Origin of the sequence: Frigidibacter sp. RF13 (assembly GCF_026626305.1) — a bacterium.
GTDB lineage: Bacteria > Pseudomonadota > Alphaproteobacteria > Rhodobacterales > Rhodobacteraceae > TMP-24.
The window spans coordinates 69822-94794 of record NZ_JAPNUE010000006.1 but is presented as its reverse complement, the minus strand read 5'-3'; the positions used below and the strand labels follow the sequence as shown (position 1 = coordinate 94794).

The following is a 24973-nucleotide window of genomic DNA, read 5'->3' as shown; positions in this document are numbered from 1 at the left end:
ATCAATAAGTGTGCGTGGGGCCCTTGCAGTCGACTGACGATATCGGTGCGGTTTTCGGGCCGCTGGAAGGTTCGGCCGACATGTCGGCGGATCGCCTGATCCTGCGCGACTATGTGGTGAGCGCCGAGATCGGCGCCTTCCAGCATGAACGCGGGCAAGAGCAGCGCCTGCGGTTTTCGGTTGTCGTGGAGCTTGCGCCGCATGACGGTCCGGCCAAGGATGATGTTGACCAGATTCTCTCATACGACCGGCTGATCGAAGCGGTGGACGTGGAACTAGGCGCTGAAAGGCTCGACCTCCTTGAAACATTGGCGGAGAGGATCGCAGCGCGGGTGCTGGCCGAGCCGCAGGCCGCAAAAGTCTATCTCAGGATCGAGAAGCTTGATCGCGGCCCCTGGATTCTGGGTGTCGAGATCGCGCGGGATCGTGCATCGGCCATCTCGGTGCAGCCTGCACCCGCGCCGCGCCCAGTCGTGGCATGGCTTGGTGGCTCGGTCGTTAACCTTGCCGCGCGGATGGACGGGCTAGTCGCGCTCGGCCAACCGGTCGTGATCGTCCTCGGCCCGCCCGACCTGCCACGCCCCCGCGCACATTCACCGGAGGCACTGCGCCGGATCGACCTCTTGGCCATTGAACAGGCGGCGTGGGCGCTCGCCTCGCGTGACGACAGACTGTCGGTCGTCGCGACCCGCACCGAGATCGACTGGGCGCTCCGGCAGGGCCGGATCATTGTCTGGGCGCCCGCGAAGATGGTCAGTGACACGTCGGGCGCGCCAATGGAGGTAGGCGACGGCCTGCCCCTCGCCGAATGGCTGGCGCGCGAGCTTGACGCGCTGAAGATCGTGACTCACGCTCCTGTTGCACCCCCGGCGGAAAGCCGCATTCCGGTCGACGTGCTCTGACGCTTGGCTCTTGCCAAAGCGCGGACGAGCGGTGATGAAACCGCATGATCCGCTATCGCCCGATTGCCCAGACTGACGTTGCGCGGCCAAAGGACGCCCTGCCGCTTGCCGGTGGCTGGTGCTGGTTTGACCGGGTCGAAGTGCTGACCCGCGCAGGGTCGCAGGGGCTCTTGCCCGCCCGGGAGCTTCCGTCCGGTATCGCTGACCGGCTGACAACCGTACGTCCGCCCATAGTTGGCCTGACGATGGATGCGCCACGCCTTATGGGCATCCTGAATGTAACGCCAGACAGTTTCTCAGATGGCGGGCGCTTCGCGGACGACGAGGCCGCGCTGGCGCAGGCGAGCCTCCTCGCCGAGCATTCCGATATTCTCGACATCGGCGGTGAAAGCACCCGCCCCGGCGCGGCGGAGGTCGATCCAGCGGAAGAATGCGCTCGTACGGCGCCGCTGATCGCGGCTCTGAGACAGGGCGGGCTCGCAACGCCGATCTCGATCGACACCCGCAAATCGACTGTCGCCCAGGCCGCAATCGCGGCAGGCGCTTCGATGGTCAACGATGTGGCGGCGCTGACCTACGACCCGGCGCTCGGGCCGCTGGTCGCGGCGGCGCGCCTGCCGGTCTGTCTGATGCATGCGCAGGGCGCGCCCGCCACCATGCAGGCCGATCCGCGTTATGACGACGTTCTTCTTGATGTCTATGACTATCTGGAAGGCAGGGTCGCGGCGGCAGAAGCTACGGGCATCGCGCGGGACCGGATCATCGTCGATCCCGGCATCGGCTTCGGCAAGACGGTTGCCCATAATCTGGCGCTCATACGCGGATTGTCGCTGTTCCACGGGCTCGGCTGCCCGATCCTCTTGGGCGCCTCGCGCAAGCGTTTTATCGGAGAGGTGGGCGAAGCGCCCGACACCGACCGGCGGGGTCCGGGGACCATTGCTGTCACATTGGCGGGGATCGCTCAAGGCGTGCAGTTTCACCGTGTCCATGATAGCGCTGAGGCGCGACAGGCCGTCCGGCTCTGGATGGCCGCCGCGCAAGGTTAGAAGGCTGAAAGGCTGAAGCGATGAGCAGGAAATATTTCGGCACCGACGGGGTTCGCGGACGCGCCAACAGCCATCCGATGACGGCGGAACTTGCGCTGCGGCTTGGTGCCGCGGCAGGCCGTTATTTCCGCAAGGATGGCCGCAATGGCCACCGCGTGGTGATCGGCAAGGACACGCGACTGTCCTGCTACATGATCGAGAACGCCCTGACGGCTGGCCTCAACTCGACCGGCATGAACGTTCTGCGCCTCGGCCCGGTGCCGACGCCGGGTGTGGGCTTCCTGACCCGCTCGATGCGCGCGGACCTCGGGATCATGATCTCGGCCTCGCACAATCCGGCCTATGACAATGGCATCAAGTTCTTCGGCCCCGACGGGTTCAAGCTCGACGATGCGGCGGAGCTGGAGATCGAGGCCATGCTCGAAAGCGTCGTCGAGCTGGTGCCGCCGCAGGAGATCGGGCGGACAACCCATATCGACGACGGCGTCGGGCGCTATGTCGAATATGCCAAGACCACGTTCCCCTTCCGGGGACAGTTGTCGGGCCTGAAGGTGGTAATCGATTGCGCGAACGGCGCGGCCTACAAGGCCGCCCCGCAAGCCCTTTGGGAACTGGGCGTCGAGGTTGTGCCCGTGGGCGTGAACCCGAACGGGCTCAATATCAACGACCATTGCGGCTCGACCCATCCCGAAACGGCGGCCGAGATGGTGGTGGCGCATGGCGCGGATATCGGCATCTGCCTTGATGGCGATGCCGACCGGGTGATCATCATCGACGAAAAGGGTCAGATCGCCGACGGCGACCAGTTCATGGCGCTTCTCGCCGCCCGCTGGGGCGACGCGGGGCGGCTGAACCATGGGACGCTCGTGGCCTCGGTCATGTCGAACCTCGGGCTCGAACGGTTCCTGTCGGCGCGCGGCCTCAGGCTGGAACGGGCGCCGGTGGGCGATCGCTATGTGGTCGAGCGAATGCGCGAGGGTGGCTTCAATCTCGGCGGCGAACAATCGGGCCATATCGTGATGACCGACTATTCGACGACCGGCGACGGGCTGATCGCGGCGCTGCAATTCCTGGCGGCGATGGCAGAGACAGGTCAGCCGGTGTCGGAACTGGCGTGCCAGTTCGAAACAGTGCCGCAGATGCTGAAGAACGTGCGTTTCAAGGCCGGGCAGGAGCCGTTGAAGGCCGCCGCCGTGCAATCGGCGATCAAGGGCGCGGAGGCGCGGCTTCAGGGCCTCGGGCGGCTTCTGATCCGTAAATCGGGCACTGAGCCGCTGATCCGGGTGATGGCCGAATGCGAGGATGAGGCGCTTCTGAACGCAGTCGTTGACGAGATCGTGGGCGCGGTCGAGGCAGCGGTCTGAGCGGTCGCGGACCAGGTCGCTCCTCGCTCCGTTCCGTCGCTCCTCGCGAAGGGGGCCGGAAGGCGCGATAAGCGGCCCGCCTGGCGTGCGTAACCCAGCGTTACGCTTGCCCGTGCCTCTCGGCCCGCGCAAGCTCAGCCTATGATGGATCACGCTGCCCTCCGCGCCTTGTTCGACCGCCATGCGACGGCGGCGGTCGCCCGCCGCAAGAGCTTTGGCCTCAGGGAACGCCGCGCGGCGCTGACGGCCCTGTTCGGGGCACTCGGCCGGCATCGGGACAGGCTTCTAGCCGCGATGAAGGCGGATTACGCCAAGAATGAAACCGAAGCGACGCTGTGGGAAATTCTGCCGGTCCAGACCGAGATCGCCCATGCCCGCCGCCATCTGCGCCGCTGGATGCGGCCGCGTGTTGCGCTGCCCTCGCTGACCATGCTCGGCACTTCCGCGCGCCTGAGGCCGGAGGCGAAAGGCGTAGCACTGATCATCGCGCCCTGGAACTTCCCGGTCCTTCTGGCGCTTGGGCCGCTCGTCTCGGCCATCGCTGCTGGCAATTCGGTGATCCTGAAACCGTCCGAACTGACGCCCGCAACCTCGGCCGCCCTGAAGGCGATGCTGGTCGAGGCCCTTCCCGACGATCTTGTCGCGGTCGCCGAAGGCGGGCCCGAGGTTGCAGAGGCGCTTCTTGACCTGCCCTTCGATCATATCTTCTTCACCGGCTCGATCGCCGTCGGCCGCATCGTGATGGAGCGGGCGGCGCGGCACCTGACGCCGGTCACGCTGGAACTTGGCGGCAAAAGTCCGGTCCTCATCGGCCCCGGCGCCGATCTGGCGAAGACCGCCCGCTGGATCGCCTGGGGTCGGTTCGCCAACACCGGCCAGACCTGCGTCGCCCCCGACCATGTCTTCGTGCCGCGCGCCGAGGAGGCGGAACTCTTGGCGGCGCTCAAGGCCGAACTGGGACGGCTTTACGGGTCGGACCCGGCCCTTTCGCCTGACTATGGCCGCATCGTCAACGCCCGCCATTTCGGGCGCCTCGCAGGGCTCATCGACGACGCGGTCGCGCAAGGCGCCACCCTCGCCCACGGTGGCGCGCGCGAGGGCGACCAGAACTATATCGCCCCGACCCTGCTGACCGGCACGACGCCTGCGATGCGCATCTCGGATGAGGAAATCTTTGGCCCGATCCTGCCGGTCATTCCCTATGATGATCCGGCCCAGGCGATCGGCCAGATCAACGCCCGGCCAAAGCCGCTCGCGCTTTATGTCTTCGGCCGGGACCGCGCCTTCATCCGCCGCGTCAAGGCCGAGACCACATCAGGCGGCCTTGGCGTGAACCTGACAGTCGTGCAGTTCGTCCATCCGAACCTGCCCTTCGGCGGTATCGGCGCCTCGGGCCTCGGCGCCGGACATGGCCGCGCGGGGTTCGAGACCTTCAGCCATCTGAAGCCTGTCCTCACCAACCATCTCTCGACGCTGCCACTGGTTTTTCCACCCTACAGCGGACGGGTGCGGGCTCTGACTCGGCTTCTGCTTCGTTTCCTTCGCTGAACCGAATTGGTCAGGTTTTCCCGCCTTTTCGGGGGCTTGCGGACCTGCGAAAACCCGCAAGCCATGAAACGGGAGCCCCTGATGTATCTTCGCCTTGCTCTTGCGGCCTGCCTCGTGGCGACGCCCTTGTTTGCCGACACCGTTGACCTGCAGGGCCATGCCATCGAAGTGGTCGATACCGAGGCGGGGCAGGCGCTTCTTGTCGATGGTGCGAAAGCGCACGAGGACGGCGTGATCTATCTGGACACCCAGCCGCGCGAGGTCGGCGGCGCGACGGTTCTGGTCGGGGCGGCTGGATCGGGTGGCAACATATGCAATGCCGGTCCTTTCGTCCTGTCCCTGCAGGAAGGCGTGTTCCACTTCGATGGGCCTGCCGACAGCTGCGCCTATCTTGAACAGACGATCGGCGCCGATGCCGTCGACTTTGTCTCGGCCCCAAGTGCCGCCTGGGCGGGAGAACACTGGCGTTGGACACCTGTCGAAGGGTTGGTGAGGCTCGACCCGGTTACCTTCAAACCCGACCCGTCGAAAGGCTGGGATCAACTGGGCGAGCTTGAGGGCGCGCACCCGCTTGATGTGTTTCGTCTCGGCCCTATCGCCGATCAGATCTATGCCCTGCTTGGGGAAGAGGAGGGCGACACGTTCGTCGATCTTCTTTCCGGCGTGGGGTCGGGCGGGTTGGCCGCGCCGGGCTATGTCGGCAGCGGCCACAACATCGACGGCTCCTACGCCGTCGTGATCCTCGACGCGGCGACGCGTCAGCCCTATCTCGCCTGGGCCTTCGGCGGTGGCGAGATTCAGACCCGGCCCGAAGGGCTGGAAAACTGGTCCCCGGGGGCGATCCGTGCCCTGAAGACATGGAGTGAAGCGCAATGAAATCGGTTCTTGCGGCAGCGTTGATCGGCATTTCCGCCTTGCCCGCGGAGGCAGAGGTGAAGGAAGAGCATTTCGTCGTGGGCGATCAGCAGATCTGGATCGAGCCCATTGATCCGCTGGAGTTCCTCTTCTTCGGCCGGAACGAATATGAGCGCGATCAGTTCCTGTCGGGTGGCGATCTGGAGATCGTGGGTTTCGTTTCTGACACGGACGATGTTGCCTTGCTTGGAGCGCCCGCGATCGTCGTCGAGACGCTTGGCACGCAAACCTGTGGTGACCTCGATGAGGTGGCGCGCGACTATTATGTCATCAGCCTTGGCGAGGTGCCGACCCTCAGCGAACCCGCGATGACCTGCAAAAACCTGACAATGTCGATCACGAACGGGATGCTGGTGCTGGAGGAGAACCCGTCGGGCGACGGCGAATTCTGGGCCTGGACGCCAGAGGGCGGGCTGACGCTGCGCTAGGTGCGGCGGAAGGCCTGGTTCTGGCTGAGTGCCAGCCCGGCCAGGATCAGGATAAGCGCGGCGAGGAACCGGGGTGACAGATCCTCGCCCAACACCAGCGCGCCGAAGAAGGCCGACCAGAGTGGAACCTGATAGCTTGTGAGTGTGGTGAAGCTGGGTCCGGCACTGCGGATCGTGGCGACGCGCAAGAGCGTGGCAAGCGCGGTCGGAACAAGGCCGAGGAGGATGACGGCCGCCATTGCCTGTGGCGCGGCGGGGCCCGGGATGCCTTCGGTCAGAAGCATGGCGGGGATCAGTGCAGCGCTGCCCACCACAAGCGCCATGGCCGTCAGAACGACCGCATCGACAGGCGGGCAGCGGCGCGTGGTGATCGAGGCGATGGCATAGCAGAGCGCCGCCCCGACGCAGGCCAGCCGGGGCAGAAGCGCGCCGCCGGTGGCGAAAGCCTCATTCCCGACAAGCACAAGAACGCCCGCAAAACCGAGCGCGAAGCCCAGAAGTTTGGCCAGCGTCAGCCGCTCGCCCGGAACGAAGAGATGAGCAAGCGGGATCACGAACAGCGGGACCGCCGCCATTGAAAGCCCGGCGAAGGCCGAAGGCACCGATTGCTGGCCCCAGGAGATGAGGAAGAAGGGCAGTGCCGTCGAGAAGATGCCGATCACCAGAACATGGGCCAGGAAACGGCCGCTGATCACGGGAAAGGGGCGGCGGGTGATCAGGACGGCGGCAACCAGCGTGACCGCGCCGAGCCCGGTACGCGCCGCCGCGACCGTGACCGGCCCGTAGCCCTTGAGCGCCAGCGCAATGATCATGAAGGTCGCGCCCCAGACGAGGCCAAGGAAGCCGACGGAGAGCCAGTTCGCGAGGGTGGGTCTTTGCATGGTCTCTCCTGTGTGGGCGGGGGCAAGATAGTGCCGAACCGGTCCCTTGTGCTTCGGTATTGAACGAAGTTTCGATCCTGCGGGCGGTCAAGCGCCTTTCAGGATTTCGCGAGCGCCGACGCAGCGCGGGGACTGCCTAGGCGGGCGGCCATTCGGCAGTGTCGTGGTCGGGGTGTTGCCGACAGGAGAGGCGAATTTTCTCGTAGCGTTCCGGCGTATCTCCGGCACCATTGTCCCCCTCGCCCGTTTCGGTCTGCGGAAGGGCGGGAAGGTCGGCAAACCACGGCTCGCGTCCTTCGATCCCGTACTGGGCCTGTGGCTTGATTTCTGAATGGCGATCGAGCGAGCCGATCGAGACAGCGACGCGCTGGCTGGATTGGTATACGTAAAACAGCGGCGTGCCGCAGTCGCGGCAGAAACCGCGCCTTGCCTCGTCGGAACTGTCAAACCAGCCGGGCTCGCCGCGGGTGATGTGGAACTTGTCGGGGAGAACGTCGGCAAAGGCGCCGAAGAAATTTCCGAATTGCTTCTGGCACATGCGGCAGTGACAGATGCAGGCGTTGCCGGGTCTTTCCGACAGCGCATATCGGACTGCGCCGCATTGGCAACCGCCGGTCCAGGTGGTTTCGTTCACTACAGTTCCTCGGGTCTCAGACAGAAATGGCGGCCTCCTGCGGCGCCGGTTTCAGGCGCAGGATAACGAAAGACAGGATCGCCGCGCCCATCAGAAGCCACAGCCCGCCCAGCCAGAGCAGCGTGTATCCGCCTGTGGTATCGAAGACATAGCCGCCGAAGAAGGCCGCCATGGCTGCACCCAGCGCATGGCCCCCTGAAATCATGCCCATGGCCTGTCCCATGACCGGAAGACCGACGTGGCTGGCGGTCAGGCTGGCCGTGACCGGGACGGTGGCATAATCGACCAGTCCGAACAGGACGGCAAAGGCAAAGAGCACCTCGATCGACGTGCCGGGCAGGTTGATGAGGATGATGTAGGTCAGCCCGCGCAGGAAATAGATCGAGCCCAGCAACAGAGGACGGTTCACGCGGTCGGTCATCCAGCCGGCCAGCACCATGCCGCCGAGGTTGACCAGCGACAGGAGGCCATAGGCGGTGGCGCTGGGCAGGGGCGGGAAGCCGCAAAAGGCGGCGAAGGGCAGGAGGTGGGTTTCGATCGCGCCGCTGGAGGTGAAGCCGCAGATCAGATAGCTCCAGAACAGGGCGTGAAAGGCGGGGCGCCGCAGGATGGTGGCGAAATCCTGCGACATGCTGGCGCCGACCGCCGGGCCGTGACCGCCCTCGCGTGCGCTGCCTTCCGCCATGATTGCCCGAATGCAGGGTATCAGCGCCAGGCTGGCAAGGGCGAGAGCGCCGAAGCTCCAGCGCCATCCGACCTGGGTCAGCAACAGGGCGATCAGCGGCACGATCACGAACTGGCCGCCGGTCGAGCCAGATGTGGCGATGCCGGTGGCGAGGCCACGCTGGCTGTCGAAGGCGCGGGTGACGGCGGTGGCGACGGCGTGGGTCGCGACGATGCCAAAACCCAGGCCGCATAGGATGGAAAATCCAAAAACGAAAAATGGCTTGCTGGACATGGTCGCCACGATGGCGCAGCCGAGGCCCAGGATGCCCAGCCCCAGGTTGAGGGTGAAGCGCGGGCCCTTGCGGTCGACGAGCCGGCCCGCGAATGGGGCGACGAGGGCCATGACGACCAGCGCCGTGGCCCCGGCGCCGGACAGGAAACTGCTGGACCAGCCAAGTTCACGCTGCCAGACCGGCATGATCAGGCCCAAAGCGGCGCGGGCGGAAAAGGCCAGCGCCAGAGCGAGGAAGCCGAAGCCGACCAGTGTCCAGGGCTGGGATATGCGGGCTTGCGGAAGGGGAGCAGAAGTCATCGCGCCTCCGGTCAGGCAGGAAGGCCCGACCCTTGCACGGATTGCATTTGCAACAAAGTTGTTTCTTTGCCCGGCGCCCCGTTGGGAGGCGCCGGGGGTTGGCTTGTGGGGCGCGGTTTACCCGCGCCGCCGGATCAGTTCCGCGACTTGTCGACCATCTTGCCCTTGGAGATCCAGGGCATCATGGCGCGCAGCTTCTCGCCCACCTGTTCGATCTGGTGTTCGTCATTCAGGCGGCGGGTCGCCTTGAAGAACGGTTGGCCGACCGAGTTTTCCTGCATGAAGTCGCGCACGAACTTGCCGGTCTGGATGTCGGTCAGAACCGCTTTCATCCGCGCCTTGGTCTCGTCGTAGGGCAGGATACGCGGGCCCGAAACGTACTCGCCATATTCGGCGGTGTTCGAGATCGAGTAGTTCATGTTGGCGATGCCGCCTTCGTAGATCAGGTCGACGATCAGCTTCACCTCGTGCAGGCATTCGAAATAGGCCATTTCGGGTTCGTATCCGGCTTCCACGAGGGTTTCGAAGCCCATGCGGATCAGTTCGACGAGGCCGCCGCAGAGAACGGCCTGCTCGCCGAAGAGGTCGGTTTCGCATTCCTGGCGGAAGTTCGTCTCGATGATGCCCGAGCGGCCGCCGCCGATGGCGGAGCAGTAGGAGAGGCCGATTTCCATCGCCTTGCCGGTCGCGTCCTGATGGACGGCGACGAGGCAGGGCACGCCGCCGCCCTTGACATATTCGCCGCGCACGGTGTGGCCCGGGCCCTTCGGCGCCATCATGATGACGTCGACGCCCTTCTTCGGCTCGATGAGGCCGAAGTGCACGTTGAGGCCGTGGGCGAAGGCGATCGCGGAGCCTTCCTTGAGATTGTCATGGACATATTTCTTGTAGGTTTCGGCCTGCAGTTCGTCGGGCATGGTGAACATGATCAGGTCGCACCAGGCGGCTGCCTCGGCGATGCCCATGACCTTCAGGCCTTCCTTTTCGCACTTGGCCGCCGAGGGCGAGCCTTCGCGGAGCGCGATGACGACGTTCTTGGCACCCGAGTCGCGCAGGTTCAGCGCGTGGGCGTGGCCCTGCGAGCCGTAGCCGAGGATGGCGACCTTCTTGTCCTTGATCAGGTTGATGTCGCAGTCACGATCGTAATAGACGCGCATGGCGTTCTCCTTTGCTTGATGGGGCGAGCATAGGGGTGGCCGCGGAAATTCCCGTGCAAAGTTTGACGAATTTTGCTGTCTGTGGGATAAGTCATTCCTCAATTGGCTATTTCGTGAAATTTTCATGCAGATCGACGATACCGACCGCCGCATCCTGCGCCAGTTGCTGGCCGAACCGGGGCTTGCGACCGCCGACCTGGCCGAGCGCGCGGGCGTGACGTCGGCGACCTGCTGGCGGCGGTTGGAGAAACTGACCGAAGGGGGCGTGCTGAAGGGCCAGCATGCGGTGATCGATTGGCGGCGGCTCGGCTGGGCGGTCGAGGTCAGCTTGCGCTTCACACTCGACAAGACGAACCCGCGCGCCTTTGACGAATTTGTCGATGCCGCCCGCGATGTGCCTGAGGTGATCGAGATCCAGACCTTCCTCGGCCGGGTCGACATCCGCCTGAACGTGATCGTCCGCGACATGGGCCATTATCAGGAGGTCTATCGCGACCGTATCCTGACCCTGCCGCACATTGCCGATATCGAAAGCCTGATGCTGGTCTCGACCATCAAGGACAGCGGGAGCTTGCCGCTGTGATTGACCTGGATGACACCGACCGCGCGATCCTGAAGGCGCTGGCTGCCGATGCCACGCAAAGCGCGGGTGCGGTCGGGCGGGCCCTGGGCCTTTCCCAGCCGGCCGCCTGGCGGCGCATCAAGCGGCTGGAAGAGGCGGGGGTGATCGCCGGGCGCAGGATCGACCTCGACAGCGCGGCGCTGGGGTTCGGTGTCACGGTCTTTCTGGGGGTGAAGCTTGCCACCAAGGGGCGCGTGAGCCTTGAGGATTTCGAGCGCGCCGCGACCGCGATCCCCGAGGTGCAGACCGTGCAGCATGTGTTGGGGCTTTACGACTATCGCCTGCGCGTGACCGCCCGCGATCTGGCGGATTTCGAACGCGTCCTCAGGCGCCGGATCATGACCCTGCCGGGTGTTGGCAATGTCGAGGCGAATGTGCTTCTGTCGGAAGAACGGCGACCCGGGCCGCTCGGCTAGGCGATGGGGCGGCGAATCCGCGCAACAGCGACGCAATTTTGTTGCGCCATGTCGCTCACGTCTTGTTTTTTCTTGCGTTGGCCCCTTAGGCCGGGGCGCGCAATAAAGGAGGAAATCATGCCCGCACTTCTGCCGAACGTCGATCCCGAAGGGCTTGAGGAATTCTCGGTCGTCTTCACCGACCGCTCGCTGAACCATATGAGCCAGCAGTTCCAGGGTGTGATGCGCGACATCTCGTCGATACTGCGCGAGGTCTACAATGCCGACGCGGTGGCGCTGGTACCCGGCGGCGGGACCTGCGCGATGGAGGCGGTGGCGCGGCAGTTCGGGGCGGGGCGGAAGGCGCTGGTCGTCCGCAATGGGTGGTTTTCCTTCCGCTGGAGCCAGATTTTCGAGGCGGGCGGGTTTGCCGCAGACGTCGCGGTGGCGATGGCGCGGCAGACGGGCAATGCGGCGCAGTCGCCCTTTGCCCCCGCGCCAATCGCCGAGGTGACGGACGCGATCCGGAAAGGGCGACCCGATGTCGTCTTCGCCCCCCATGTCGAGACGGCAGCGGGGATGATCCTGCCCGACGATTACTTGAAGGCGGTCGCCGAGGCCGCGCATGAGGTCGGCGCGCTGTTCGTGCTGGACTGCATCGCCTCGGGCTGCATCTGGGTCGATATGAAGGCAACGGGCGTCGATGTTCTGATCTCTGCCCCGCAGAAGGGCTGGTCGGCCTCGCCGTCCGCGGGCCTTGTGATGTTCTCGGACGCCGCGCTGAAGCGGCTCGACGAGACCACATCCAATTCCTTCGCGCTCGACCTGAAGAAATGGCGGGCGATCATGGCGGCCTACGAGGGCGGTGGTCATGCCTATCACCTGACGATGCCGACCGATGCGCTGAAGGCCTTCCGCGACACGATGGCCGAGACGCGCGACCACGGCTTCGAACGGCTGCGCGAGGCGCAGTGGCGGCTGGGGAACGCGGTGCGCGCGGAGCTTGCCCGCCGCGGCATCCGTTCCGTCGCGGCCGAAGGCTTCCAGGCGCCGGGCGTGGTGGTCAGCTACACCGACGATCCCGAGATCCAGACCGGCAAGAAATTCCTCGCCCAGGGCGTCCAGATCGCGGCGGGCGTGCCCCTGCAGGTCGGCGAGGGGGCGGAGTTCCGCACCTTCCGCCTCGGCCTCTTCGGCCTCGACAAGCTCTATGATGTCGACGGCACGGTGGCCCGCGTCACCCGCGCCCTCGACGCCGCCCTCTGACACCCGGTACAGCGTTCACACGGGCCGGACGCGCCGACCAACCGACTCCCTTCCCCGGGGGGAAGATAGCGCACGGAGGCACGCCACAAGAGTCCGGTCGGGAACCAAATCCCGGGGCCATCGCCCCGGGCGCCGCGACCGGTTTGAGAAGGATGCCCGGGCGGCCCCCGCCCCCCGGTCGGCGGGGGCATTCGCCTCCACCGGGGCGGGCGCGCGCCCATGCCCCAATCGTCCGGTTCTGTGGAGAACCCCTTGGCGCCGCCTTGCGTCAGCGCCAATCGGCCCGGCCAACGCGCCACCGGCGCGTTGGCTTCGGTCCTCGGGCGAAGGGCCGTGATTTACGCTAGGGCGGTGGTGGTCTGGCGCGCATCCTTCGGCTCGCTAGATAAGAATGAGCTTTCCAAGACGCCGTCGCCTGCGAGAAACGGATATACTATCGCGGAACTCCAGGTCCCATTTCTCGAATCCGGCAACGATATCTCGGCAGAATGACGAAATGTCCAAATAGGCGCGGCGGCGAACGGGATCATAGCAATTATGCACGATATCATTGTTGCTCGAGGCTAGGAAAGTGAACCCCTCAAGATATGGCCGCGCAGCGTGGCATGGTGTCTCAAAGTCAGCGCCATGCACGATAGCATTACGTAGCGCGTAGGCGTCGGCACCCGTCACGCCGGGTTTCGGCGGCCAGTTTTCTTCCGAGACTATGCCGCCGGTCGGAGGCCAGCCTCTGCTTGGATATTTTTGCGCCACATATCTGTCAAACCACCGCTCATATCTGGCTTGGTTCATCTTGTTCGCCCGTACGCCGGTCACAAAATGATTCTCAACTCTTCCACAAATATCGGGAACAGATAGTGAAGAAGTCAGTGCTGTCGCAAAACAGCTGTTGAGTAGGCATTTATCAATATCTTCAATTAATTCAGTCAAGTAGTCGCGACTTTCCCGCTGCCCGAGTTCAGGCAGTTCGCAAAAAATGCTTTCAACTATCCGGCTTCCGGCCATCCTCACCCCCTCCGCCTCTTCCCACCCCTCTGCCCGGCCCGGCCCGCCGTGCTCCTCCCCCTGGCCTTCACCGCCTCGTCCACGGCCTCCTCGACCGCTGACTGGCGCGCGAGGGGATCGTCGGCGACGGTCAGTTCCACCGCCTCCAGCCGCTTGACCTCGTCCCGAAGCCTTGCGGCTTCCTCGAATTCCAGGTTCTCCGCCGCCTTGCGCATCTGGGTGCGCAGCGCGTCGAGGTGGGCGGCGAGGTTTTGGCCGACCATGGATTTTTCGACCTTGGCGGTCACGCGCGACATGTCGGTGTCGCCCTGCCAGAGGCCCGCGAGCACATCCTCGACATTCTTCCTGACCGTCGTTGGCGTGATGCCGTGGGTGATGTTGTAAGCCTCCTGCTTCTCGCGCCGCCGGTTGGTTTCGGCGATGGCGCGTTCCATCGAGCCGGTCACGCGGTCGGCATACATGATGACGCGGCCCTCGGCGTTCCTTGCGGCGCGGCCGATGGTCTGGATGAGGGAAGTTTCCGAGCGCAGGAACCCTTCCTTGTCGGCATCCAGAATGGCCACGAGCCCGCATTCGGGGATATCGAGCCCTTCGCGCAGAAGGTTGATGCCCACCAGCACGTCGAAGGCGCCGAGGCGGAGGTCGCGCAGGATCTCGATCCGTTCGATCGTGTCGATGTCGCTATGCATGTAGCGTACGCGGATGCCCTGTTCGTGCAGGTATTCGGTCAGATCCTCGGCCATGCGTTTCGTCAGCGTGGTGACGAGGACGCGCATGCCGTTTGCGGCCACTTTCCAGACCTCGTCGAGAAGGTCGTCGACCTGCATCGAGACGGGGCGGATTTCGACGGGGGGGTCGAGTAGGCCGGTGGGGCGGATGACCTGTTCGGTGAAGACGCCGCCGGCCTGTTCCATCTCCCATGCCGCCGGGGTGGCCGAGACGAAGACGGATTGCGGACGCATCGCGTCCCATTCCTCGAACTTCAAGGGGCGGTTATCCATGCAGGAAGGGAGGCGGAAGCCGTGTTCGGCGAGCGTGAACTTGCGGCGGAAGTCGCCCCGGTACATGCCGCCGATCTGGGGGACGGAGACGTGGCTTTCATCCGCGAAGACGATCGCATGGTCGGGGATGAATTCGAAAAGCGTGGGGGGTGGTTCGCCCGGCGCGCGGCCGGTGAGGTAGCGGGAATAATTCTCGATCCCGGCGCAGGAGCCGGTGGCCTCTAGCATCTCGAGGTCGAAGTTGCAGCGCTGTTCGAGACGCTGGGCTTCGAGGAGTTTGCCCTCGTCCTGGAGTTGCTTGAGGCGCTGGGCGAGTTCCACGCGGATGCCCTTGATGGCCTGCTGCAGCGTCGGTCGGGGGGTGACATAGTGCGAATTTGCGTAAATTCTGATTTTTTCGAATGTATCGGTTTTTGAGCCAGTTAAAGGGTCAAATTCGGTGATTCCTTCGAGTTCTTCGCCGAAGAAGGAGAACCGCCAGGCGCGGTCTTCGAGGTGGGCGGGCCAGAGGTCGACGGTATCGCCCTTGACCCGGAACGAGCCGCGCTGAAAGGCGGCGTCCTGACGGCGGTATTGCTGGGCGACGAGTTCGGAGAGGAACTTGCGTTGGTCGTAGAGTTGCCCGACCGCCATGTCCTGGGTCATGGCCGAATAGGTTTCGACCGAGCCGATGCCGTAGATGCAGGAGACGGAGGCGACGATGATCACATCGTCGCGTTCCAGAAGCGCCCGGGTGGCCGAGTGGCGCATCCGGTCGATCTGTTCGTTGATCTGGGATTCTTTTTCTATGTAGGTGTCGGTGCGGGCGACATAGGCCTCGGGCTGGTAGTAGTCGTAGTAGCTGACGAAATATTCGACGGCGTTGTCGGGGAAGAAGCCCTTGAACTCGCCGTAAAGCTGGGCGGCGAGGGTCTTGTTGGGGGCGAGGATGATCGCCGGGCGCTGGGTTTCCTCGATGACCTTGGCCATGGTGAAGGTCTTGCCGGTGCCGGTGGCGCCGAGGAGCACCTGGTCGCGGTCGCCTGCGAGGACGCCCTGGCTGAGTTCGGCGATGGCGGTGGGCTGGTCGCCGGCCGCCTGAAAGTCGGTCTTCATCACGAACCGCCGCCCGCCTTCAAGTTTGGGCCGGGTCAGCACCTCCGGTCGCGCGGTGGGGGCGTTGGTGTTGTTATGGGGCATGGGGCGATTCCTTCGCAGCCCCTCAGATTTGATCCGTTTTTGTTCTGGTGCAAGGGGTGGTCAGCAAATCTGTCGGCGGGCCCCGCCTGCGCCCCCAACCGGAAACCGTCAGAAGGTTACGGCTCGCCTGATGTCGTAGTAAATCCGGTGTAACCGCAAGGCGCAGCGCACTCTGCAGAGACATATGCCCAAAGAGATATTTAATTCAAGAATACAATTTATAGTTGTTTTTACCCCTGCGATATCGTACCTTGATCACACCCAAGCCGGACTGCCGGTCATTCGCACCTACTCCCCCACCGCACCTGAATTGACTGGCAGTCCACTTTCTTCGCAATAGCGCACCTACCCCGCGTGCGAACGTCAAGAAAGTCCGGACGGACGGCGGTCCACGCGGTGATCGGCGGATCTGGCCTCCCTGCCCCGCGACTGGCGTCGAGATTTCCCGCAAATATTGCTGGCTACGTGTCCACGCTCGACCGGTTCCTGGGCGATCTCAGTAATTGCTGCCGCGTTGATCGAAGTCGGCGCGACCAGCAGTCGCCAGTCGGCGCGCGCGCCACCGCAGGATCTTGCCGGGGTGTCAGTTAAGAGCCCTGGCCGCCGATGCCCAATTGGATCAGCGGCACCTGCCCCCCTTCCCGGATCGCAACTCCTTCGCTAGGGTGCCGGCATGAGCTGGAACATCCCGAATATCCTGACCGTGCTTCGCCTGTTCGCCGCCCCGGGCGTTGCGGTGATGTTTCTCTATTTCCACCGGCCCTGGGCGGACTGGTTCGCGCTGACGCTATTCGTCGGCGCCGCGATCACCGATTATTTCGATGGCTATCTCGCGCGGCTCTGGCGGCAGGAGTCGAAGTTCGGTGCCATGCTCGACCCGATCGCCGACAAGGCGATGGTGGTGATCGCGATCATGATCCTCACGGGCTACAACGGCATGAACCCCTGGCTGATCCTGCCCGCGACCGTGATCCTCTTCCGCGAGGTCTTCGTCTCGGGCCTTCGGGAATATCTCGGCGCGGCGGCGGGGACGCTGAAGGTCACCAACCTCGCCAAATGGAAGACCACCACCCAGATGGTGGCGATCGCGGTTCTCTTCCTCGGCACCGGCCTTGAGTATCTTAACGGTGTGGCGATGAAGGGCATGACGCCCGAACAATATGCTGATGCCGTGACGGCGGGGATTGCCGACCCGGTCCGGGCCTGCGGGCGGCGTGACTGCGCCTCGGTCGCCAACGATGCCGGGATCGTGCTTCTTTGGCTTGCTGCGGTCCTTACATTCCTGACCGGATGGGACTATTTCAGGAAGGCGATGCCGCTCCTGAAAGACGATAAATGATCGACCTTCTCTATTTCGCCTGGGTCCGCGAACGGATCGGCCTGCCGCGCGAGCGGGTGGAAACTCGTGCCGAGACAGTGATGGATCTGATCGAGGAACTGAAGGCTCGCGAGGACCGCTATCAGGCGGCTTTCGCCGACCTGCGGGCCCTGCGCGTGGCAGTGGATCAGGAGCTTGCCGATTTCACCGCACCGCTGTCGGGTGTGCGAGAGGTGGCCTTCTTCCCGCCGATGACCGGGGGCTGAGAGGATGGTCCGCGACATCCGCGTTCAGGCCGAACCGTTCGATTATGGCGCCGAATGCGCGGCCTTCGCAGCGCGTACCGAGGGCGCGGGCGCGGTTGTCACCTTCCTTGGTTTGGTTCGCGACGATGGCGGGCGGCTAACCCGGATGGAGATAGAGCATTATCCCGGTATGACCGAAAGCGCGCTCGATAAGATCGCTGGCGAGGCTGCCGGGCGCTGGCCGCTGTCGGCCTGCCTTGTCCTGCACCGCCACGGCAGCCTGAGACCCGGCGAGCCGATCATGATGGTCGCCACCGCCTCGCGGCACCGACAGGCGGCCTTCGAAGCGGCCGAGTTCCTGATGGATTACCTGAAATCCCGCGCCCCTTTCTGGAAGAAGGAATATGGCGCGGACGGCGCGGCCTGGGTGGCCGCGAAGGACGAGGATGAGGCGGCGCTGACCCGCTGGTAGGGCGACCTCCTCGAAGCGCTTCGCGCTCTCGTCGGGCCGCCCCCGGGCCTGCGGCGGCTAAGGTTCATCCGTACGAACGAACCCCCACTGCCCGCCCTCGCGGAAGAATGCCGACCGCGCCTTGGGCCGGATCGCTAGGAAATCTCCGACCGCCGCCTTCACCGTTTTCCGCCCGCCCTCGGCGAGATCGGAAAAGCCGAGATCGTCACCGGTGATCAACCCGCCGGGCCGTACGGTTTCCCACGCCCCGGCGATGTCTGCCAAAGCGCCCTCATAGCTATGATCGCCATCGACATAGACCCAGTCGAGGCTCAGGCTCTGCGCGCGGCAGCGCGCGAAGAAGGCCGCACCCGGGGCCCGGACGATGACCACATCGGACCGCGCGGCGAAACGCCCGACGACCTGATCGTGGAGCCGGTCGAGGTGCCGCTGCGGCCCGCCGGCGGCCAGAACCTCGGCCCGGCTGTTCACGAGCATTCCCGTCCCGAAGGTCGGCATCCAGCGATCCGGCCGGAACCGCCAGGGATCGACGAGGAACAGCAGCGCGGGGCGAACCCTTTCGAGAATCTGTGCGCTGAAGTCGCCCTGCCAGACGCCGATCTCGGCCCCGACCGACCCGGCGGGCAATTGTGCCAGCAGCGCCGCCCGGGCGCGGGCACGGCGGGGTGCCGCCCCGCCGCTCATCCGCTGAGATGCGGGCCAAAGGTCAACGCCGCGACGATAACCGCATACACCGACGTGATCAGAACCGCGCCTGCCGCGATGTCCTTTGCCTTCCGAACCACGTCCGAAAATCCGGGTTGCACCACGTCGCAGAGATATTCGAAGCCGGTGTTCATCACTTCCGCGAACCAGACGAGCGCGATCGCCGTCACGATCCAAAGCCAGTCCGCGCGATCGAGCCCGACAAAAAACCCAAGGATCACGACGACCGCCGCCGCCATAAGGTGAACCCAAGCGTTGTGCTGGGTCCTGAGCACGAAGGCGAGGCCGGCAAGCGCGAAGCCGACGCTTCTGAGCCGATCCCGCAAAAAGCCGGTCATAAGGGCCGCTCCTCTGCCCGCCAGCCGACAGCCCGCGCGGCGCGGGTTGCACGCCCGCTCAGCCAGCCGAGCGGCGCGGCGATCAGGGCGGCAAGGGCGACGCAGCAGATCACGCACCTTCCTCCAACGTCAGGGCAATCGGTTCCCCGATCTCAAGCGGCAGACGGAAGCACCCATCAAGACCTGCCTGCGCGCCGCCTTCGGTTGCGCCCGTCCAGCGCAGCCGGGCGCCGGGGTGGAAACCTGAGAACGGCAGGTCGACGCGGACGGGCGCCCGCCCTGGGGAAAGCGAGAGGCGCAGGCCTCGCCCTTCGATACGGGCCTCGGTGACAATGATCTGGCCGTGTGCGGCAAGGTCGAGGCGCGGCCCGGCTGGCAATCCTCCGTCGGTGAAAAGCGCGCGGTAGCCGCCGCCCGGATTGAGCCGCGCCATGAGTTCGCTGAAATGCGCGAAGACCGAAGCGCGTGGCCGGTGCCAACTCTGGCCGTCCACCGCCGGGCATTCCGCCTCCAGCTGGGCAAACAAGGAAGCGCAGCACAGAAAGCCAGAGCGGCGGCGCATGGACCAGCGCCGGGGCGGTCCCGGCCGCCGTGAGGGCGCTTGCGAGCCAGACCAGCGGCGGCGCCAGCGCGTTGCCTGCCCCGAACCAGAAGACCACCGCCGCCAGAAACCGGCGCCCGGTAACGCCAGCCCGAGGGCGAACGCGCGGATGGCGGGGGTCGTGCCGACAATCAGGATCAGTGCGGCGAGTGCAAGCACGAGGCACAGCGCGACGCAGGTCAGGCGCAGGCGCCGGGCGCCCTCAGCCAGCCCCGGGCGTACGGGCCTGCTCATCCACGCGCGTTCATCCGCTCGATATAGGCGCGCAGTTCCTCGCCTTCGGCGCGGGCATCACGCAAGCCATCCATCGCCGCTCGCAGTTCCGCCTCGGTCTGCGACAGCTGGTTGGTCAGGTCGCGTTCGCGCTGCTGGAAATAGGTGATCGCCTCGTCGCGCGCCTCTTCGGCGTCGTGCAGGCTGCGCGCCATCGAATCGAGATCGCTGATCTCGGCCTGGGTAACCCGCGTCAGGCGATGGACAAGCCAAGAGGCGAACCAGCCGAGCCCGAAGGCGATGAAGAGAACGATGCTCATCGCGATGATGAATTCGGTGCGTCCCATGTGTCTCTCAGGGCTCCTGCTTGCCGATTGTGTCGGGCCGTTTCTTCGGGCGGAGGGTCTTGTCATCAGGCGATTGCACGACAATTGCCGCCTCGCCCTCAGCCGAGCCCTCTTCCGCCGCAAGTTCGTCTAGCGCGGGTGTCAGAAGGCGGAACTCGATCCGCCGGTTCTTCTCGCGGTTTTCCTCGGTATCGTTGGCCATGACCGGCTGGGTTTCCCCATAGCCCTGCGGCGTCAGATTGCCCGTCAGGATGCGCCGCGCCTGAAGCGCAACGATCACGGCGCGCGCACGCTGCTCTGAGAGCGCCATGTTCATCTCTTCGCGCCCCTGGCTGTCGGTATGGCCGCCGACTTCGATGGGGTAATCCGCACAGTCCTTCATGGCATCTGCGACGCGATCGAGGGTCGGCTTGGCCCCGGGAACGATGGTCGCGGAGCCCGGTTCGAAGACGATCTGCTTCTCGGCAAGGATCGAATTCACACGGTCCACGCATTCCTGATCGGTCGGCAGGCCTGCGGTGGGGTCGAGGCCATCATCGTAGCGGACCGCGATCCGGTAGCGCCCCGTCGCCCCGAGTTTAGAGGACAGAAGCCGCGAGACCCGGCCAGAGGCATCCTTGTCGCCGGTGCGACCCTCAATGGCGATATCGCCCTCCTGCACCACGACCTTGCCGTCATGCAGTTCGGCCAGAGCCTCAAGCGAGACGAGCACCCGCTCCGGCCAGCCTGCCGGCAGATCGGGGTCGATCCGCGCCGCGCCATAGACATTGGCCGCCCCGAACCGGCTGCGGGCATAGCTTTCGACCGCATCCCTCGACAGTTCGTCGCGAAGCCTCCCTTCCAGTGCAACCTTGCCCTCGTCGTCGAGCACCGCTGAAAACTCGACCCCGACCTCGCCCGCCACGGGTGCCGCGGTCTGCGCAGCAGTCAGGGTGAAGACCCGCGGCAGGTTCGATTCCAGATCGCCCGTCACCGAATCGAACGTCGACTGCGGTACCTCTGGCCCGGCAAGTAGCGCGACACTGGTGTCCGAAAAGGTGATCGAGCCCGAGCCGAGTTTCTTCACCGCCCGGATCCCCTGGATCACCGCATCGTCCCAATCAGGTGTCGGCATGCCGAGGCCGATGGTGCAGCCTTCGGTGCGCTTCGCGCCGGCGTCGAGGGCCGCCTGAAGGATTCGGCGGCGCGACTTGTCATTGTCGGCAGAGCAGGCATCGAAGCGTGCCTGGCCGTCCTCAATCAGGAAGCGCAGGGTGAAGGGCGCGATCACCGGACGCGGCGCAGAGATTGACAGCGCAAGCGCAAGACCGGACGGGGCCGCCTTGCGCAAGCGGCTTTCGATCTGGCGCTTCTCTTCGGCGCTGTCGCCGATCGCGGTTACCGCAACCTTGCCGGGCGTGACCGATATCTTCGAGCGCGGCAGCGATTTCAAGGCATCGAGCGCAAAGCGCAAGGCAGAATCCCATCCTTCAGGCACCGGATGATCCGCGGTCTCCAGCATGTCGGTAACTTCTCCCTCACCCGCCAGCGCACCGAGATCGGCGACGAGCCCGTCACGCGCGAGCGTCGCGGGCGCCAGCCCAATCAGCGAGAGTCCGTCGTCATTGCGGAGTATTTCGATATTGAATTCGGGCGCGGCCAGTTCCGCTTGCGCCGCCACCGTCATCGAATCGACCAGCCGAGACGAATCGACGGTCTCGCCCGCGACCGACAGGGCGCGGAACCTCAGCGCCTCGGTCGGCGCGGTGCCGGAGAGAATCAGCTGCAACCCGTCGGCATCGACATTCACCCAGGAGAGGCCCGCCTCATGCACAACGCGCCGCACACCAAGCCTTGAGAACCGCTCGATCGCATCGACCGTCCAGATCGAGAGCAGGAAGCACAGAAGCGCTGCCACGGCAAAGACGCTGGGGCCGATCGCCTGGGCTGGAAAGGTCTGGGGAAGGCGGATCTTCACGCGGCGCACCTGCATCACTCTCGCCACCTCCTTTAGGGGCGCGCGCGGCCCGGATCAATCAAAGGAAGGCCGCAATGGCAAGAAACAGCGCAGCGACGAGGCCCGCGTCGCGGTTGGAGCGGAAGATGCGCATGCAATTGTCTGGATCCGAAATGTCGAGCCGATTCATCTGCCAAAAGAGGTGCCAGCCCATCGCCCATGGAGCGATGAGCGCTAGGACGAGTTTCAGCGGCTTTTCCTGAGGCAACAGAGCCATGAGAACCGAGGCGCTCATCAGAAGGACGGTCAGCACGAGGAAGAACGCCAGCCAACGCCCGGTCGCGGCGCCGAAGAGCCGCGCGGTGGACTTCACCCCGATCAGCACGTCATCCTCCTTGTCCTGATGGGCATAGATCGTGTCGTAGAAGAGCGTCCAGGCGATTCCGGCGGCATAGAGAAGCAACGCAGAAGCGCCAGGCCATCCCGCATGGGCGGCGAAGGCTACGATCACGCCCCAGTTGAAGGCGAGGCCGAGGAAGAGTTGCGGCCACCAGGTAAAGCGCTTGGCATAGGGATAGATGGCAACGAGGCCGAGCGAGGAAACGGCGAGGAGGATCGTCGCCCAATTGTAGGTCAGCACGACCAGACCCGCGAAAGCCATCTGCGCAAACATCCAGACAAGTGCCTGTTTCACGCTCACCTGCCCCGAGGGGATCGGGCGGGATCGGGTGCGCGCGACCGAGGCGTCGAACTCACGGTCGGTGATGTCGTTCCAGGTACAGCCCGCGCCTCGCATTAACCAGGCACCGACAGCACAACCGCCTGCGATCCACAGATCCCAGAGGCGCCAACCGTCGCTAAGCGCAGCCAGCGCGACGCCCCACCAGCAAGGCAGAAGGAGAAGCCATGTTCCGATCGGCCGGTCGGCGCGCGAGAGCCGCAGGTAGGGCCGCGCCGGTTCGGGCGCCCAACGGTCGACCCAGTTGCCGCGCACCGCGTCAGCGACACTTCCCGCCGGTTGCGCGCCCTCTGGCAAAGGATCGGTCGGGGACATAAGTTCGGCCTCATGGCAGGTGCAAAGATCAGACTCTGTGTAGACCAGAGCCTCGGGGTGGGGCAATCTGTGCCGCTCAGCGAGGCGCAGGCGCATTACCTTTTCGGGGTGATGCGGCTCGCACCCGGGGCGGAAGTGCTGCTGTTCAACGGGCGTGACGGCGAATGGCTGGCGCGGGTCGCGCCAGCAGGCAAGCGTGGCGGGTCGGCCGAATGCGTCGAGCGGACGCGCGCGCAGGCCGCGCCGCCAGATGTCTGGCTGCTGTTCGCGCCGGTGAAGAAGGCGCGCACCGATTTCATCGTCGAAAAGGCCGTGGAACTGGGTGCAGCGCGGCTCTTGCCGGTACAGACCGATTTCACCAATGCCGAGCGGCTGCGCCGAGACAAGGCCGAGGCCCATGTCCGCGAAGCAGCCGAGCAATGCGAAGCGCTGTGGCTGCCCGAGGTCGGCGACCTGCAGCCCCTGTCGAAACTGCTGGCGGGCTGGGACCGCGCCCGCCGTCTGTTCTGGGCCGATGAGGCCACCACCGACGGCGAGGGTCCAGGCCGCTCATCGTCGCCTGCGGCGCTTTTCGCGGGTATGCCGCCGGGGCCTGCGGCCCTGCTGGTCGGCCCCGAGGGTGGCTTTTCACCGGCGGAACGCGAGCGCCTGCGCGCGCTGCCCTTCGTAACGCCGGTCGCGCTCGGCCCGCGCATCCTCCGTGCCGAAACGGCGGCTCTTGCCTTCCTCACGCTTTGGCAGGCGCACGTTGGCGACTGGCGGGGGGACTGGGCGTGACATGGTGTACGGCCCGGCAGAATGACTCCGGCAAGATCGCCTCTTTCCTTGAGGCGTACATCGACTGGGCGATGTTTCCCCTGTCGAACCTCCGGGCGGGGCAGAGGGGCGAGGCCGGGCGCTATCGCACGCGGTTCCTGATCCGCCGGGTTGGAGAATCGATCACGGGCGCTCTTGGGCATAGCGCGACCGGCATGCTGTTTCCGGTGATCCCCGATCTCTCATCGGCGGATGTCGCAGCACTGCGGCCCCTGCTAGCCGGAGAAGCGGTTTCGGGACTGATCGGCCGCAAGGACTGGGCGCATCCGCTGGCGGCGAGTCTCGGGTTCGACCGTGCCGCCCGTCAGCGTTTCACTGATGAGCCGGGTTTTGCGCTCGACCTTAATCGGCTGCGGATGCCCGACAGGACCGGGCTGACGCTAGCCCCCCTGTGCCATAAGGATCGTGCGCTCCTCATCGGCTGGCGGGGCGCCTATCATGTTGAAATTCTTGGACTTGACCCGGCGAAGGCCGACGAAACGGCGGCCGCGGATATCGACGAGTATGTCGCACGCGGCAGTCACCGTTTGCTGCTACAGGATGGAACGCCCGTGGCGATGACGGGCGTGAATGCTGCCCTTGAAAGGATCGTCCAGATCGGCGGTGTCTATACGCCGCCCGCGCTTCGGGGTCGGGGTTTTGCCCGTGCCGCCGTGGCGCTGCATCTTGAGGAGCTGCACGGGCGGGGCATTCGCCGCGCGGTGCTGTTCGCCGCAAGCGAGGGCGCTGCGCGCGCCTACCGCGCCATCGGGTTCGAACCCACGGGCGAAATGACCATGCTGCTTCTGTCCACACCCGCGAGGATTGCCGCATGAGCCTGATCCGGCCCGATCTTGCCGCACGTCTGAACCGCTGGTCGGAGGCGCTGATGGCCCTCGCCGTCGCGCTCATTGGCCTCTGGCTTCTGTCGCGCGGCGGCTATGTACTTGCGCCGCTCGGGCTCGTCACTCTGGCACTCGGCGCTCTCTGGGCGCTGGTCGCGATCCGGCGGCTTGCCTTCCTGCGGCCGGTGGCCGCACCCGGGATGGTCGAGGTCGACGAGGGGCAGGTCGGCTATCTCGGCCCGAACTTCGGCGGTTATCTGGCGCTGGCGGATCTGACGGAGATTCGGCTGACGTCCTTTCACGGCAAACTGCACTGGCGCCTGCGCGCCACCACCGGCGAGGTTCTGACGATCCCCGTTGATGCGAAGGGTGCAGAGCGGCTGCATGATGCTTTCGCCTCGCTGCCGGGCCTCGACATGGCTGCACTTTCGGCAGCACTTGCGCGCGGCACCGAAACCCTGCCGCTATGGCGCCGCCCACCATCGCAAGTCTGACGGAAACGG

The 24973-nt window shown here is 65.2% G+C and carries 27 protein-coding genes; 15 read left to right on the top strand and 12 right to left on the bottom strand.

Going from position 1 to position 24973, the window contains the following annotated elements:
* Window positions 1-23: 23 nt before the first annotated feature.
* The 6 genes from OU426_RS12890 (at window position 24) to OU426_RS12865 (ending at window position 6203) form a co-directional block, all read left to right on the top strand.
* Window positions 24-902, top strand: a complete 879-nt coding sequence (locus OU426_RS12890) for a dihydroneopterin aldolase (protein WP_267634434.1) — start codon at window positions 24-26, stop codon at window positions 900-902.
* 44 nt (window positions 903-946) lie between these two features.
* Window positions 947-1948, top strand: a complete 1002-nt coding sequence (gene folP, locus OU426_RS12885; protein ID WP_267634433.1) for a dihydropteroate synthase — start codon at window positions 947-949, stop codon at window positions 1946-1948.
* A 20-nt stretch (window positions 1949-1968) separates the two neighbouring features.
* Window positions 1969-3312 (top strand): phosphoglucosamine mutase, encoded by a 1344-nt coding sequence (gene glmM, locus OU426_RS12880; protein WP_267634432.1) that lies wholly within the window; start codon window positions 1969-1971, stop codon window positions 3310-3312.
* 144 nt (window positions 3313-3456) lie between these two features.
* The gene (locus OU426_RS12875) at window positions 3457-4860 is read left to right on the top strand and encodes an aldehyde dehydrogenase family protein (RefSeq protein ID WP_267634431.1); all 1404 of its coding nucleotides are present in this window, start codon (window positions 3457-3459) and stop codon (window positions 4858-4860) included.
* Window positions 4861-4941: 81 nt separating this feature from the next.
* Window positions 4942-5736: an Ivy family c-type lysozyme inhibitor gene (locus OU426_RS12870; RefSeq protein ID WP_267634430.1), complete on the top strand. Its 795-nt coding sequence runs from the start codon at window positions 4942-4944 to the stop codon at window positions 5734-5736.
* The gene (locus tag OU426_RS12865; protein ID WP_267634429.1) at window positions 5733-6203 is read left to right on the top strand and encodes a hypothetical protein; all 471 of its coding nucleotides are present in this window, start codon (window positions 5733-5735) and stop codon (window positions 6201-6203) included. The genes OU426_RS12870 and OU426_RS12865 overlap by 4 nt, the downstream gene beginning before the upstream one ends.
* Here the strand turns inward: OU426_RS12865 and OU426_RS12860 are convergent.
* The 4 genes from OU426_RS12860 to ilvC form a co-directional block, all read right to left on the bottom strand.
* Entirely contained in the window at window positions 6200-7084 is an 885-nt protein-coding gene (locus OU426_RS12860) for a DMT family transporter (protein ID WP_267634428.1), read from the bottom strand. The genes OU426_RS12865 and OU426_RS12860 overlap by 4 nt on opposite strands.
* Before the next feature lie 136 nt (window positions 7085-7220).
* The gene (locus OU426_RS12855) at window positions 7221-7718 is read right to left on the bottom strand and encodes a GFA family protein (RefSeq protein ID WP_267634427.1); all 498 of its coding nucleotides are present in this window, start codon (window positions 7716-7718) and stop codon (window positions 7221-7223) included.
* Window positions 7719-7734: 16 nt separating this feature from the next.
* Complete coding sequence (locus OU426_RS12850; protein WP_267634426.1) at window positions 7735-8976, bottom strand: MFS transporter; 1242 nt, start codon at window positions 8974-8976, stop codon at window positions 7735-7737.
* A gap of 134 nt (window positions 8977-9110) precedes the next feature.
* On the bottom strand, window positions 9111-10133 hold the full coding sequence (gene ilvC, locus OU426_RS12845) for a ketol-acid reductoisomerase (protein ID WP_267634425.1): 1023 nt from the start codon (window positions 10131-10133) through the stop codon (window positions 9111-9113).
* Between the two features lie 124 nt (window positions 10134-10257).
* On the opposite strand from ilvC, the gene OU426_RS12840 reads away from it, so the two are divergent.
* From OU426_RS12840 to OU426_RS12830, 3 genes are all read left to right on the top strand, one after another.
* Complete coding sequence (locus tag OU426_RS12840; RefSeq protein WP_267634424.1) at window positions 10258-10716, top strand: Lrp/AsnC family transcriptional regulator; 459 nt, start codon at window positions 10258-10260, stop codon at window positions 10714-10716.
* Window positions 10713-11171: an Lrp/AsnC family transcriptional regulator gene (locus tag OU426_RS12835; protein WP_267634423.1), complete on the top strand. Its 459-nt coding sequence runs from the start codon at window positions 10713-10715 to the stop codon at window positions 11169-11171. The genes OU426_RS12840 and OU426_RS12835 overlap by 4 nt, the downstream gene beginning before the upstream one ends.
* A gap of 117 nt (window positions 11172-11288) precedes the next feature.
* On the top strand, window positions 11289-12416 hold the full coding sequence (locus OU426_RS12830) for an aminotransferase class V-fold PLP-dependent enzyme (protein WP_267634422.1): 1128 nt from the start codon (window positions 11289-11291) through the stop codon (window positions 12414-12416).
* A gap of 381 nt (window positions 12417-12797) precedes the next feature.
* Here the strand turns inward: OU426_RS12830 and OU426_RS12825 are convergent, their stop codons facing one another.
* Both OU426_RS12825 and uvrB read right to left on the bottom strand, forming a co-directional pair.
* Window positions 12798-13421 carry a hypothetical protein gene (locus tag OU426_RS12825; protein ID WP_267634421.1) on the bottom strand — a complete coding sequence of 208 codons (624 nt, stop codon included), beginning with the start codon at window positions 13419-13421 and terminating at the stop codon, window positions 12798-12800.
* 2 nt (window positions 13422-13423) lie between these two features.
* Window positions 13424-15601 (bottom strand): excinuclease ABC subunit UvrB, encoded by a 2178-nt coding sequence (gene uvrB, locus OU426_RS12820; protein WP_267634420.1) that lies wholly within the window; start codon window positions 15599-15601, stop codon window positions 13424-13426.
* 673 nt (window positions 15602-16274) lie between these two features.
* Here uvrB and pgsA point away from each other — a divergent pair.
* The 3 genes from pgsA to OU426_RS12805 are packed head-to-tail and all read left to right on the top strand — an operon-like array spanning window position 16275 to window position 17636.
* Complete coding sequence (pgsA, locus tag OU426_RS12815) at window positions 16275-16940, top strand: CDP-diacylglycerol--glycerol-3-phosphate 3-phosphatidyltransferase (RefSeq protein ID WP_267634419.1); 666 nt, start codon at window positions 16275-16277, stop codon at window positions 16938-16940.
* Window positions 16937-17185: a molybdopterin converting factor subunit 1 gene (gene moaD, locus OU426_RS12810; RefSeq protein WP_267634418.1), complete on the top strand. Its 249-nt coding sequence runs from the start codon at window positions 16937-16939 to the stop codon at window positions 17183-17185. The genes pgsA and moaD overlap by 4 nt, the downstream gene beginning before the upstream one ends.
* Before the next feature lie 4 nt (window positions 17186-17189).
* Complete coding sequence (locus OU426_RS12805; RefSeq protein ID WP_267634417.1) at window positions 17190-17636, top strand: molybdenum cofactor biosynthesis protein MoaE; 447 nt, start codon at window positions 17190-17192, stop codon at window positions 17634-17636.
* A 57-nt stretch (window positions 17637-17693) separates the two neighbouring features.
* On the opposite strand, the gene OU426_RS12800 is transcribed toward OU426_RS12805, so the two are convergent.
* From OU426_RS12800 to ubiA, 6 genes are all read right to left on the bottom strand, one after another.
* Window positions 17694-18320 carry a class I SAM-dependent methyltransferase gene (locus tag OU426_RS12800; RefSeq protein WP_267634416.1) on the bottom strand — a complete coding sequence of 209 codons (627 nt, stop codon included), beginning with the start codon at window positions 18318-18320 and terminating at the stop codon, window positions 17694-17696.
* On the bottom strand, window positions 18317-18679 hold the full coding sequence (locus OU426_RS12795; RefSeq protein WP_267634415.1) for a diacylglycerol kinase family protein: 363 nt from the start codon (window positions 18677-18679) through the stop codon (window positions 18317-18319). The genes OU426_RS12800 and OU426_RS12795 overlap by 4 nt, the downstream gene beginning before the upstream one ends.
* Window positions 18680-18788: 109 nt before the next feature.
* The gene (locus OU426_RS12790) at window positions 18789-19514 is read right to left on the bottom strand and encodes a hypothetical protein (protein WP_267634414.1); all 726 of its coding nucleotides are present in this window, start codon (window positions 19512-19514) and stop codon (window positions 18789-18791) included.
* Window positions 19511-19840 carry a hypothetical protein gene (locus OU426_RS12785; RefSeq protein WP_267634413.1) on the bottom strand — a complete coding sequence of 110 codons (330 nt, stop codon included), beginning with the start codon at window positions 19838-19840 and terminating at the stop codon, window positions 19511-19513. The genes OU426_RS12790 and OU426_RS12785 overlap by 4 nt, the downstream gene beginning before the upstream one ends.
* Window positions 19841-19847: 7 nt before the next feature.
* Window positions 19848-21812 (bottom strand): OmpA family protein, encoded by a 1965-nt coding sequence (locus OU426_RS12780; protein WP_267634412.1) that lies wholly within the window; start codon window positions 21810-21812, stop codon window positions 19848-19850.
* Window positions 21813-21855: 43 nt separating this feature from the next.
* Complete coding sequence (gene ubiA / locus OU426_RS12775) at window positions 21856-22830, bottom strand: 4-hydroxybenzoate octaprenyltransferase (protein ID WP_267634411.1); 975 nt, start codon at window positions 22828-22830, stop codon at window positions 21856-21858.
* A 12-nt stretch (window positions 22831-22842) separates the two neighbouring features.
* Between ubiA and OU426_RS12770 the strand changes: the two genes are divergently transcribed.
* From OU426_RS12770 to OU426_RS12760, 3 genes are read left to right on the top strand one after another with little or no spacing between them, the layout of a single operon-like run.
* The gene (locus tag OU426_RS12770; protein WP_267634410.1) at window positions 22843-23607 is read left to right on the top strand and encodes a 16S rRNA (uracil(1498)-N(3))-methyltransferase; all 765 of its coding nucleotides are present in this window, start codon (window positions 22843-22845) and stop codon (window positions 23605-23607) included.
* Complete coding sequence (locus tag OU426_RS12765) at window positions 23604-24461, top strand: GNAT family N-acetyltransferase (protein ID WP_267634409.1); 858 nt, start codon at window positions 23604-23606, stop codon at window positions 24459-24461. Before OU426_RS12770 ends, OU426_RS12765 begins: the two co-directional genes overlap by 4 nt.
* Window positions 24458-24964 carry a hypothetical protein gene (locus tag OU426_RS12760; protein WP_267634408.1) on the top strand — a complete coding sequence of 169 codons (507 nt, stop codon included), beginning with the start codon at window positions 24458-24460 and terminating at the stop codon, window positions 24962-24964. The genes OU426_RS12765 and OU426_RS12760 overlap by 4 nt, the downstream gene beginning before the upstream one ends.
* The last annotated feature ends 9 nt before the right edge of the window (window positions 24965-24973 follow it).